The sequence below is a fragment of the Ruminiclostridium cellobioparum subsp. termitidis CT1112 genome (genome assembly GCF_000350485.1).
GTDB classification, from domain to species: domain Bacteria; phylum Bacillota; class Clostridia; order Acetivibrionales; family DSM-1351; genus Ruminiclostridium; species Ruminiclostridium termitidis.
On sequence record NZ_AORV01000065.1, the window covers coordinates 308,186 to 320,486 of the forward strand.

8 protein-coding genes are annotated in these 12,301 nt (G+C 45.6%); all 8 read right to left on the bottom strand.

The features are described 5' to 3' along the window. Window positions 1-26: 26 nt before the first annotated feature. Window positions 27-2,636: a glycosyl hydrolase family 2 protein gene (locus CTER_RS23540; protein ID WP_004629879.1), complete on the bottom strand. Its 2,610-nt coding sequence runs from the start codon at window positions 2,634-2,636 to the stop codon at window positions 27-29. Then, on the bottom strand, window positions 2,626-4,638 hold the full coding sequence (locus CTER_RS23545; RefSeq protein WP_004629945.1) for a beta-galactosidase: 2,013 nt from the start codon (window positions 4,636-4,638) through the stop codon (window positions 2,626-2,628). The genes CTER_RS23540 and CTER_RS23545 overlap by 11 nt, the downstream gene beginning before the upstream one ends. Further along, on the bottom strand, window positions 4,635-6,191 hold the full coding sequence (locus tag CTER_RS23550; RefSeq protein ID WP_004630252.1) for a response regulator transcription factor: 1,557 nt from the start codon (window positions 6,189-6,191) through the stop codon (window positions 4,635-4,637). The genes CTER_RS23545 and CTER_RS23550 overlap by 4 nt, the downstream gene beginning before the upstream one ends. 5 nt (window positions 6,192-6,196) lie before the next feature. After that, complete coding sequence (locus tag CTER_RS23555) at window positions 6,197-7,996, bottom strand: sensor histidine kinase (RefSeq protein WP_004629781.1); 1,800 nt, start codon at window positions 7,994-7,996, stop codon at window positions 6,197-6,199. A 104-nt stretch (window positions 7,997-8,100) separates the two neighbouring features. Next, window positions 8,101-8,925 (bottom strand): carbohydrate ABC transporter permease, encoded by an 825-nt coding sequence (locus CTER_RS23560; protein ID WP_004629903.1) that lies wholly within the window; start codon window positions 8,923-8,925, stop codon window positions 8,101-8,103. Then, entirely contained in the window at window positions 8,922-9,794 is an 873-nt protein-coding gene (locus CTER_RS23565; RefSeq protein ID WP_004629716.1) for a carbohydrate ABC transporter permease, read from the bottom strand. The genes CTER_RS23560 and CTER_RS23565 overlap by 4 nt, the downstream gene beginning before the upstream one ends. 137 nt (window positions 9,795-9,931) lie before the next feature. Further along, window positions 9,932-11,254: an ABC transporter substrate-binding protein gene (locus tag CTER_RS23570; RefSeq protein WP_004630149.1), complete on the bottom strand. Its 1,323-nt coding sequence runs from the start codon at window positions 11,252-11,254 to the stop codon at window positions 9,932-9,934. Window positions 11,255-11,442: 188 nt separating this feature from the next. Beyond that, window positions 11,443-12,240 (bottom strand): zinc dependent phospholipase C family protein, encoded by a 798-nt coding sequence (locus CTER_RS23575; RefSeq protein ID WP_004629924.1) that lies wholly within the window; start codon window positions 12,238-12,240, stop codon window positions 11,443-11,445. Window positions 12,241-12,301 lie beyond the last annotated feature (61 nt).

Below are 12,301 nucleotides of genomic sequence, written 5' to 3' on the forward strand. Positions count from 1 at the left end.
AGGTAAAGTCCAATGTAAAGCCGGGCCTATACCCTTAGCTGCGGCCGCGACCGCAACCCGAAGGGCGGCAGCACCGCAAGAGCCGACCACGCATCTCCCGCCCGCCATACCGGTGTAGTTGAAAGTTCAATTGCAATCACATTTTCACCCTGCTCCAGAACCAGCTCGAAATCATAGGGAGTACCAATGCGCCTGCCACAGGACTTTCTGTTGACAAAAACCTCCACGGCATCCGGCAGTCCCTCAAGTGCAAGAACAGCCTGCCTTGGCCCTGCCTTCTCAATCAAAACAGTTTCATAGCGCACCATGCCGTTGAACTTACCTTCGGCCGCCCAATCGGTTAAATCCGGAAAAACTTCCTCTTCCCCGATGTCGCACAGCCACTTGAAATCAGGATATTCACTCACGTCTGCACAGAATACCTTCCATGCACCCTGCAGTTTTTCACAGCTGTCTCCGGGTGTAAAGGGCGGTGCATACGGGGCTTCATCCGTTAAAATGATAACAGCTGCTTCCCCCGGTGCCAGTTGCAGCCGGAAAGATGTCTTTCCTCCAGAAATTCCCTCGCACAGTGTATATATCCTGTTCTTCCACCCGTCAAGCCTCAGAACCTTTCCCGTACATTCCTGAAATGCAGCTGTTACAACAGTATCTACAGCATTTACCGTATTCTCATTGAAAAAGTATATGCAAATCCCGCTGTCATTCCGGTAGGAATAGGTACGCAGATCGGGATAAACTCCGTCAGTCTCTATTGCAGGCCCTATAGCTTCCTGCACCATTCCGGCAAGCGTTTCAAGTGAAACCACCGGGACGGCGGCCAGCTTCTTCAAAACTTCAGCCTCATCGGGTATGTCCTCGCAAACAGCCCGGGGCACACCCTCCAGCAGGAATACGGGATACCCATTTTGTACCGCCTCACCTGCAAAACGCGCCGCCGCCTGCGGAATATATTCACAGTACGGAATCACCAGAGCGCGGTAGGCCTGTGTACCCGCATGGAGCAGGGTATCAAATTTCATACCATATTTTTCAGGCTCTGCAAACAGGTCATTGGGAACAACATCACATTCTATCTGATGCTCCATCAATGCTCTGAGGGGCTTCTGAAACAGCATGGCACCGCCCGCCCATTCGGCATCGGCATGGTACAGCACCGCAACTTCGGCCAGATAACGTCCTCCCGAAAGCAAATGGCTCATGCGGTTCATATATGCCATCAGTTCCCCAAAGTGCCAGTATTGCGGATGATTCCCCCCGGCATAAAAATGCGGCGGGCAGTCGGGGTCCGGAAAAGCCTTGGGAGAAAAAGCGTGGGGAACAAAGTGGTTGATGCCCCGGCACAGCATGTGATCAGCCAGCCATTTCATAAGGGAAACGCCTTCCTGCCAGCCGTATGCTCCAAAAATCTCACACATGGCCCTTCCTTCTTTTTTTGCATCTATGTGGGCCAGGGAGCTGCCCATTTTTGCCAGTCCGAAATGAAAGAATTCCCCGTCCCTGTCGGACGCCACCCATTGGTGGACGGTCTGGGTGAGCCCGGGCATGATCTGCAGCAGCACCACATCAATCCCGGCCATGCCCATTCCCGAAATACTTCTAAAATAATGTCCCGTGCTGCAGCCCAGCCTTCCATGGGAATTGTCGTCCTCTATAATATGTCCGATATGTGAAACGCCGCGCTGGCTGCACCACTGGTGAATCTGCTTTGAAAATGCGGCCTCCAGTTGAAGGGTCACTTCATCCATATAGGCATACCGGATTTTACCGGTAGCCTGTCCCGCATAAAACCACAGCGCCGCAAGAAAGATAGAGAAATCGTCCTTCCAGCGTTTCTTCAATCTCTCTCTCAGTTCCCCGCTCCAGGGGATAAATTTCATGCCTTTTCCCAGCCGTGCCTGAAAATCATAGCCCGGCAAATTGCCAAATTCCTGCTCGTCGGAAAAAAAGCCCATAAAGGTTTTGCCGAAATCCTCACGGTACCTTTCGTAATGGGGCCTGTATACCTGATCAATCAGTACGCCCACCGATTGTGAATCCAGTATGTTAAAATAATCCCTCTTTCCGTCGCCATGGTGGGTGGCGTATATTATAAACACCCTCCATAACCCCCGGGGTACATCCCAGCGAAGCCATCCGTTGCGCACCTGCGCCGTCAGCTCCACACCCTGCCTGAGATCAATATCCCCCGTATCCGGGCTGGTCCGGGGGTAAGCCGTTACAGCTATGAGTTCATCGCCTTCTCCAAGCACGGCGTCCACCAGCATGGCACTCTTTTCCAGGGGGCCGTTCACATCGGCATGCCACTCTGTCAGAAAAAGATTGGCCAAATTCTTATGGGCACCTGAGAATACTCCATTGGCATGGCCGGTTGGAAAACTGTCGTCATCCAGAAGCCATACCTGCATATTATTGGTGCGCGCCTCCTCCATAATGAGATCCATGTCACGCCACCAGTGCTCTCCGGCAAAATCCGGGTGAGGCCTTGATTCCACACATACAGCTGAAATATTGCTTTCACGGATGCGCTTCATTTCCTCCAGAAGGACCTCCGGAGCCTCCCCGTGCTGCCAGAAAAACGGAAAAATATAATTGTCCTGACGGTTCTTTAAAATCTGCTGCAGTTTATTGTCCATTCTTATCCTCCCTGGCTGCCCGGGCAAAAATTTCTACCCCGTACTCTCTGACCATGCCCTGACAACCCGGTGAGACCGGCCTCCAGGTCTGATCTATTTTAAGGCTTTGGGCCTTATTCGTATGATTTATGGCAAACATATAGTCGTTTTTTCTGCCGTTCCTTACAGTGAGCTCCACACCATCGGGTGAAGCGCCCCAGTTTGGAAGGGACAGCTCCGATATCAGATAATCCGCCAGTCTGTCCATCAGAGGTCCATCCGGCTCTGTGGCAATGTAGAAAGCTTTGCCTTTGCCAAAACCGTTTACAGTAATGGCAGGGGTATCCTTATAGAATTCTTCCTTATACTCCGCAAGCACTTCCGCCCCTTTCAGCGTGACAATGTCACACCATTTCCGGGCTTTTCCCCTCTCTCTGCCATTTTTCCATTCAACTTCAACCTCCATATCCAGAAGGCAGTCATAATCCCTTATGACAAGGCCGCTAAGCCTGCCCAAATTCCCCGGCAGTTCCCTGTCCAGCTCACATACACTGTTGATGTTCTTTACGCCTGTCCGCATTGTAAGCACTAGATTTCCGCCGTTGGACACATAATTTTCAAATTTTTCCTCCAACTCAGGTGTCATGAGAATCTGCAGTGGTGCTATCACCAACCTGTAAGCTGAAAAATCATCCTTTTCGCTTATAAAATCCATGAGAACATTGCGTTTGTAAAACCCGTCATAATATTTTTTTATCTGGTCAACATAACTAAGTTCAGGGTGATGAGGCTGTATTTGAAAGGCCCAGTCCTGATCATAGGAAAAGAGGACAGCCACCTGGGCTTTTGTTACCACTCCATGGATATCCTCCATGACAGGAACCATTTCTGCAATAGTCTTTTTTAATTCCTCATACCGTCTGCCCGGAATACCACTGTGAGGCAAAATCCCATGCCAGTACTGCTCGGTTCCCACAGTACAGGTTCTCCACCTGAAGTAGACTATGGTATCGGCTCCGTGCGCCACACAGTGCATGGTCCACAGTCTGAGCTGGCCGGGACGCGGCGTTCTGCCTATAATGGCACCGCCGGTAGGGCCTGCTTCCAGTTCCATCATCCAGAAATTCTTCTTCTTTACTCCCCTGATGAAATCCAGACATGCCGAAATCTCAAAATCCGGCTGTCCTTCTCCGCTTTCAAAATAATATCCTGTAGGGTACTGGTCGTTTGAGGCAAAATCAAGGTTCCTGCCCAAATCGAAATAATTGGTTTTATCATATAAGCCCATCATATTATGGGTTATAAAATGGTGTGGACATATTTCCCTGATAATATCTACCTGGAAATCCTGGAAATCCACTATCAAATCCGAGCAAAAGCGCTTCCAGTCCAGTAAAAGAGAAGGATTATGGGCTGTGGGTGTCTTTCTGGGAACCGGTACCTGCTCGAATTTGTCATAGTCCTGGCTCCAGAAACAGGTTCCCCATTCCCTGTTCAGTGTTTCAACATTTTTATATTTCTTTTTCAGCCACTGCTGAAAATGCGCCTTGCAGGAATCACACATGCACAGGTTCTCATGGCTGTTTCCCAGCTCATTGTCAATCTGCCAGCCAATTACATCCGGATTGTCCCTATAGTGCCCGGCCATGGCAGTTACAAGGCGGCCGACATGCTCCCTGTAGGCCGGATTGCTCTGGCAGTCATGATGCCTGCCTCCGAAGCTTTTTACCAGGCCGTCGGAATCCACCGGAAGTATTTCAGGATTTTGTTCGATTATCCAGGCAGGCGGTGCCGCCGTGGGTGTACCAAGTACAGTGCTGATCCCGTTTTTTCCGAGGATCTCAATTGCTTCATCCAGCCACTCAAAATGAAATTCGCCCATGCGGGGTTCAAACCTGGCCCAGGAGAACTCTCCCAGCCGGGCCACCTGCAGTCCCATCTCCCGCATCATGGAGGCATCTGTTTCCCAACGCTCCCTGGGCCAATGTTCAGGATAATAATCCACTCCAAAAAAAATACTCATATTTTATCAACATCCCCCTGTCGTATATTTTTTCTGTACTGCTTGGGGCTTACCCCCACCACCTCTTTAAATATCCTGCTGAAATAGTTCACATCATTGTAGCCCGTCATTGCGGCAATTTCCTTCAGGGGCCATTTGGAATCCGCAAGCATTTCCCTTGCCTTTGCGATCCGTAGATTGGTCATCAGTTTCATTGGGGATATCCCCTTGATTCCTGTAAAAGTGTTTGAAATATAACTTGCATGGTATCCGAATTTTCTTGACAACTGTTCAAAAGAAACAGCCTCGGTATAATGCTGGCATATATACTGGTAAATCCGTTCAACCACTTCATGCACATTAAGATTCACCTTGGATCTCACCACATCTTCCTCAATATCCCGCATAAGGCCTGCAATGCCTTCCTTGAAATCCCCGAAGCCGGCCGATGAACAAACAACCTGTTCCACCTTTGAAAGCAAATCCTCCAGCAGATACAACTTCTGAAGAAAATCATACCGGTTATATATTTCAGAAACCAGATATTTGGCGCTGAATTCGCAGATCACTTGCGGCAGCCTGGCTTTCTTCCATTCTTCGGCCAGCAGCAAAAACTGATCTATCACACCGGCAAGGTTTTCGTTGCCCAGCAATTCATGGATGCTTTTACGCTGCTGGCTGTTGATAGCAACATAATTTTCAATCGGTGCGGTATCCTCTGGTATGATCACACTGCTTTTCCCAAGCACGATACGGTTGCTGAGATTTATTCTGGCCTCATGATGGATTTTATTGAGCTGTTCAATATCTTCAAAAGGGTTGCTCAGGGCAATTGTCAGCGGCATATCCAGTTCCTTTGCATAATTGCTTGCCTCATTGACAAACCTTTTTACATGCATTACGCTCTCATCGGTGACAGAGATGAAAACAATCTTCTCATTGGTCACCTTGGCATCAAGGACACAGCATTGTCCGCTCTGTCCCATTTTATCATTGATCCGCTTTTCGATTTCCGGCGCATTCCAAACTGTATAGTCAGGTGTTATAAAATCCACCGAACGCACCGAAAAGGCTCCCAGGCACAGGAGCGCCAGATAATGGCAGCAGTATTTTCCAGGTACCTCCGCTTCTTTATTTTTCTCAGGATGATTATTAAACAACAGTTCCTGTATATACCGCCTGTAATTGTACATTTTTTTATTTTCAACTTTTTCGCATACCTTTTTCATTACCTCCCGGAATTCCTGATAGGTAAAAGGCTTCAATATATAATCATTGACACCGTACTGCATGGCCGTCCTTACATACTCAAAATCACTATACCCGCTTAGAATAATATATTCTATGGACGGCATAACTTCACGGGACTTTTGAATCAGCTCCAGACCGTTCATACCCGGCATTTTTATATCGGTAAGCACAATATCGGGTTTAAGTGTTTCCAGACTTTCCAGCGCGCTTTTTCCGTTGAAGCAGGCCCCCACAATCTGCAAGGGAAGATTCAGGTCCGGGATCATAGCCATAATCCCGTTCTGAATAGCCGGTTCGTCTTCAACAATAAGCAGTCTTGACATAGTTATCACTCTCCCTCAAATGAAATTACCACTCTGGATCCTCCGTCTGGGGTATTGCTTAAATCAAGCCGTATCTTCCCATTTGAATACAGGCGTAATCTGCCGTATGTGTTTATAAGAGCCAGTCCGCCGATCTGGAAATCGGAGGAAAACATTCCCTCGTCAATTTCACGGTTTACCGTCTCAAATTGTTCCTTTAACCGGGCAATGGCACCTTCTGTAAAACCCCTTCCATTATCCTCTATGGCGATATTCCAGCCATTTTCATCAATACTTCCCCTGATTATGATCCTGTATGGAGGTTCAGCATCCTGCAGGCTGTGCTGAAAGCAGTTTTCGGCAATGGGCTGGAGTACAAATTTGGGAATAGTCACCTGTTTTAAGCATTCATCAATCTCCAGTGTGTACTCAAGATAATCAAGATACCTGTATTTCATTAATTTCAGATAATTGGACACATGTTCCAGCTCCTGCTGTATGGTCACGGTTGACTGGGTCGTATCTGTAGAGTAGCTCAGCATTCTGGTAAGAGCAGAACACATGTCCATGATCTCAGGCGCATTTTTTTGCCTGCCCATCATTCCGATAACCGCCAGGATATTGTGCATAAAGTGAGGATTTATCTGAGCCTGGAGCATTTTATAATAAGCCTGGATTTCCCTGGTGCGGAGCTGCATCAATTCCCCTGTCGCATGCCGTATATCCTCCAGCATTTTTTCAAAAGCATGGGTGAGCTGGGTTACCTCATTGTTGGTATCGGCTACCTGCAAATCCACCGAAATAGTGGCATAATCAATGCGGCTCACATTGTCACGCAGTTGTCGGATGGGCTTGTAAAGGCTTTGCGTCACCCCGTAGACAATCAGCAGCAAGGCTGCAAGGATGGTAACGGCACATATTACAAAAACCGTAGTTGTATTGTTGACAGAAGCCAGATAATGCTCGGTATTGACCAGTAAATAAAGCTTCATATCATAATCATTGAGCAAAGTGGAGCAAACGATATACTTTTTCCCGTCCAGGGACATTGACTGTATGGTCTGGCTGCCCGGCCCCACCTCACAATTCCGGACCAGCGGTTCCATAGCTCCGGCCGGGGCACCGCCGGTTGAATAAAACATTGTATTGTCGTCCTTCACCACTACCGTATGCACCGGATAGCCCGACAGCTCCATGGTAAATATTTTATCCAGGTAGGTTTTTTCAAACTGAACATCAATTACTCCATAGGTTTTATATTCATTTTGAATCAGCCGTACGAAGGAAAAGGTTTCATTCCGGGATCTTCCGTACATATCCTCAGAGACAGGTGAAATATATTTGCTTATATTGTTTTCAAGTACGTAACGGATCCAGGTAATCCGTGAAAGAGCTTTCTTGTCCAGTGTTACACCGTTATAAATGTCCACGCCCACATAGTCGTAGTTCTTTGATATTACGTTAAAACTCCGGTTATTGAAATACGTACCGTTAAGACCGATAATAACATCCTGTATCCTGCTTTTTCCCTGGGGATGGAAATAAAAATAATTTTCCGGTGCATTATCCTGGGCAATTTCATTCATTGCAGCCTGGACTTCACTGCTGATGGCAACCCCGCGCGATATACGGCTCATTTCGTCCAGCACTCCCTTAAACTGGTCCGAAACCCTGGAAGTCATCTGAATCAAATTATCCTGGGAGGATTTTTTCAAATTTTTGACCTGAACCTCATAATAAATACTTATGAATATCAGAAACAAAAGACCTATTATTGTAGAATATGCCAACAGCAGTTTCGTAAGATAACTTACATTTTTCAGCAAAGCCCAAACCTCCGAATCCGACAGATATTTATATTATCATACACAATTATACCAGCAGTAATACTTATATATCCAATCGTATGCCTGTAACAGCTTTGCATCTGTCAGCCTTTCACCGCACCTGAAACCATTCCTGAAATAATATATTTTTGTCCCGACAAATAGATGATTACAACAGGCAGGCTCGACATCAGTATATGTGCGCAAACCAGATTCCAGTCAGAGGAATATTGGCCTATAAACCCGTAAATCCCCAGTACAAGCGTCCATTTCTTAGTATCTGAAAGCAGGTACAAAGGGTACTGGAAATCATTCCAGATAAACATAAACTGCGTGATACAGGAAGTGATAATCACCGGTGTCAGCAAAGGAAAAAGTATTTTAAAGAACAGCCTCAGTGCCCCGCAGCCATCCACGATTGCAGCTTCATCCAGTTCCCGGGGAATGGACGACACCGCGCCGTAGGTGAGAAAAATCGTCAAAGGCGTGAATATTGCCACATAAACTAAAATAATGCCCTGATAACTATTCATCATATGGAAATATTTCAATATCTCTATCAGGGTGATTATCTGTACCGGAATGACAAGGCCCAGCAGGAAATAGTTATAGACAGTCCGGTTCAGTGAGGAACGCCTGCGGTTGAATACAAATGCGGCCATTGAACCCAGGATCACGGACAAAAGCACTGCTGCTCCGGTAATTAAAGCGCTGTTCATGAGAGAGCGGAACACCGAGCCCGTTGTCAAAACCGTTTTAAAGTTTTCCACCATAAAGCTTTTAGGCAGCAGCAGATTCATGGCATCTGCTTCGGCCGACGACTTGAAGGAATTTATGACCACCAGCAGCAAAGGCAGTAAAATCAACAGACTCAGTGCCCAAAGCCCCACCAGTGCCAAACCTTGAAAAAAGCGTTTTTGCCTGTTCATCTTTCCACCTCCAGTTTTGAGAACACACCGTTGATGACTGCAAATACAGCTACAACAAACAGTGTAAGTACTATATTGGCCGCACCTCCGGTAGCAAGTGCCCCGTTGCCCATATATTTGTAAATCCCCGTACTAAGCACTTCAGTGGAAAGGCCTGGGCCTCCTCCGGTAAGTGCAATGACAATATCAAAAACCTTAAGCCCGTTAATAATACTGAGCAGAATATTTACATTTAATGAAGGTATCATCATCGGCAGAGTGATACTTTTAAACTGCTGCCAGTTGTTTGCTCCGTCAATTGTTGCAGACTCATAGTAATCCTTTGAAATTACCTGAAGTCCGGCTAAAAAGATTACCATGCAATAACCCGTACCCCTCCATATTTCAACAAGTATTACCATCCACATGGCATATGCGGGATTCCCCAGCCAATCGGTAGACGAAAGGTTTGTGCTGAAAAATGAGAAAAATACATTAAGCAGCCCGGTATCGGGCATAAAAATAGATTTGAAAATAATACCCACTATAAGGGTACTTAAAACCATGGGCAGAAAGTAAACCGTCCTGAGCAGATTTTTGGTCTTAAGCTTTGTATTGAGCGCAAGAGCCAGCGCAAAACCAAATACATTTTTAAACACGGTAGTGATAAGCGCAAAAAGCAGAGTATTTTTTAAACCTGTTTTGAATAAACTGTCATTCAACAGGTTGGTGTAATTCTCCAGTCCAGCAAAAGACTTGGTAGAGGAATAAATAGTCCAGTTGGTAAAGGAATATATGAGCCCCAAAAGGCCCGGTAAAATAAAAAGAATTGTGTAAATGGCAAAAGGTACTATCCAAAAATAGTTGGGATAAGTCTTTTTCATATTCATTGTCATACACCTCAATTTCCTGATGCTCTGAAAAATATACGTTATTGAACATCGGGGATAAAGCCGACAATTTTACAGGTACCGTAAAATCCATTGACCTTATCCCCGTGTGAAAATCCTAAACAATCTCTGACTTGTTAAAACCCTTCCAATCCAATGGATTTTGCAATTTTTGCCCTCATGGTATCGTATTCCTTTGCAGCAGCTTCAGGTGTTTTTCCACCTATGATAACTTCCTGTCCCAGCTTGCAAAGACCGTCATAGTCCTGCCCCTTCACCAATGAATTGTGTGAACGGTGAGTCAAATATTCCCCGCTGTTGATTTTGTCTGAAAGCTTTTGTGCGGCACTTGGAATTTGTGCCTTAACATCCTTGAAGGGAGATATGGACTGCAAATTGCTGTAATATGCATTTAAATTATCCTGCTCTGCGGCAAAATTAAAGAAATCCTTTACAATATCAACATTTTTGCCTGTTTTAGGTATATACCACTGTCCGCTTGTTCCTGCAAAGATTGTTGTGTTATCCCCTATATAAAACGGAATAAACTCTATTTTATCAGCTGTTCCCGGATATTTTTTCTCAATTTCATTAACCCAGGAAGTCAATCCTACACCTACGCCCGCCTTGCCCTCGGCAAAAGCTGCAAACTGTCCGTCCCAGGTGTTTGCCATGGTATTCGGTCCGAGATAGCCCTTGTCGTTAAAGCTTTTCAAATCTGCAAGACAGCTTACAAAACCCGGTATTTCAGAGTATTTTGCCTGATTGGTCTCCAGCTTTTTCGGAAGTTCGGGATCTTTCTGTATGGCCGCCCACAGCGAACCGCTGGTCATCTGCCCTACCATCCAGGGATCTTTGCTTCCCAGATACAATGGCTGTATATTGTTTTGCTTTAAAGTGTCAAAGGCTTTCAACAGCTCATCTTTACTGGTCGGAATGGGAATATTGTATTTCTGGAATACCTCGGTATTAACTGCAAAGCCCCATAAATCCTGACCCCAGAGCGGAAGTCCCCACACCTTGCCCTCAGCCATAAAATCTTCCTTATTGATGAGCTTGTCCACCCATGGTTCATTGGTGAGGTCCACCAGCTTTTGTTCAGGCATCATATAGTTCAGTTCCAGTACCGACGCTGAATTAACCATAATATCCGGGAACTCATTTGTTGCAAATTTGGTTTTAATGATTTCAGAGGCTTTGTCATCAGGCAATACCTGAACATCAAATTGTACGCCTGTCTTGTCGGTATACTTCTGGAACAGTTCATGCATTGCAGGCTTTTCCCAGCCCTTTGCCATAACAATACTCAATGTAACATTTTTCTTTGGAGCCGAAGTCGTATCCGTTGAAGTACTGCTGCCGCTTTCGGCAGGCTTTTCTTCTCCGCAGCCTGTCAGAACAAATGCCATGGACATCATAACCGCCAGACTCATTGTCAATAGCTTCTTTCCGTATTTCATTCTGTTTCCCCCTGTTCATTTGTTGATTTGTCTTTATTGTATCCCGAATTGAACAGCAATTATATTCAGATTTCACAAATAAAATATGGACTATTTTTTGCACCGGCAGGATACGGCCATTTGGATATAAAAAAGCCGGTAAGCTTTTCAGCAATACCGGCAGCATGAACTTTTATTCTTTTGATTTGTCATCCGAAATTCCGGTTGAACATACAATTCAACGGTGCATTGTACCTTGTGGTTTCATATATATTCTCAACCGCAAGTAAACCATCTGAAACCATGTCCTTCATATCACAGCACAATTTTTTGGCATATGGCTGAAAATGCTTGTTTTCCTTGCTGTCCACTATCAGAGCGGTGAAAGGACCTTTTTTGCCCGAAAGGCCTTCTGCAAACACAAGCAACTTTTTCTTGATATCCCACCTGCAAAACAATATCATCAGATAGAAGCCCATACTGTTCACACACTCTTTTAAATGCCTGGCTTCAATTTGCGGATAGACCAGTTTCAGAAAATCCCATTTTTTATTGGTTGATTTCACCAGCTGATATCTGTTAAAAGCGTGAGGCTTGCTGCTGTAATTCCCTTCAATGATTTGCCTGTCCATCTCGGCTTCCAGCAGAAGATGCTCTCTTATATCAGGGGCATATTGGGTTATTTCCCCGTGCAGGCCGCTGTCCAGTACAAAGTGGCAGGCCAGCCCCATCAGATACCCAAGTGCGGCATTGCTTTTTTCCTGTCTGATATTTACAGCTGCACTGTCAACCAGGTCTCTGGCAGGCCGGAAATGGATCTCCTCCCCCAGTACATTTATTTTGTTATTCATATACGGCTTATAATAAAATAACAGATCGGGTCCCTGCAAGCCCAGATTGAATACAGCCCTGTAATTATGAATAAATTCACCTATTTCAGAATTATCCCTATTTATCTTTTTTAATATTTCCTGTCCGAAATAATAATGAGCAGCTATACTAGGCATATGTCATCGCTCCTGTGCAATATTATATTCTTTAATTACAGAATAACCGGCTTGTTATGAT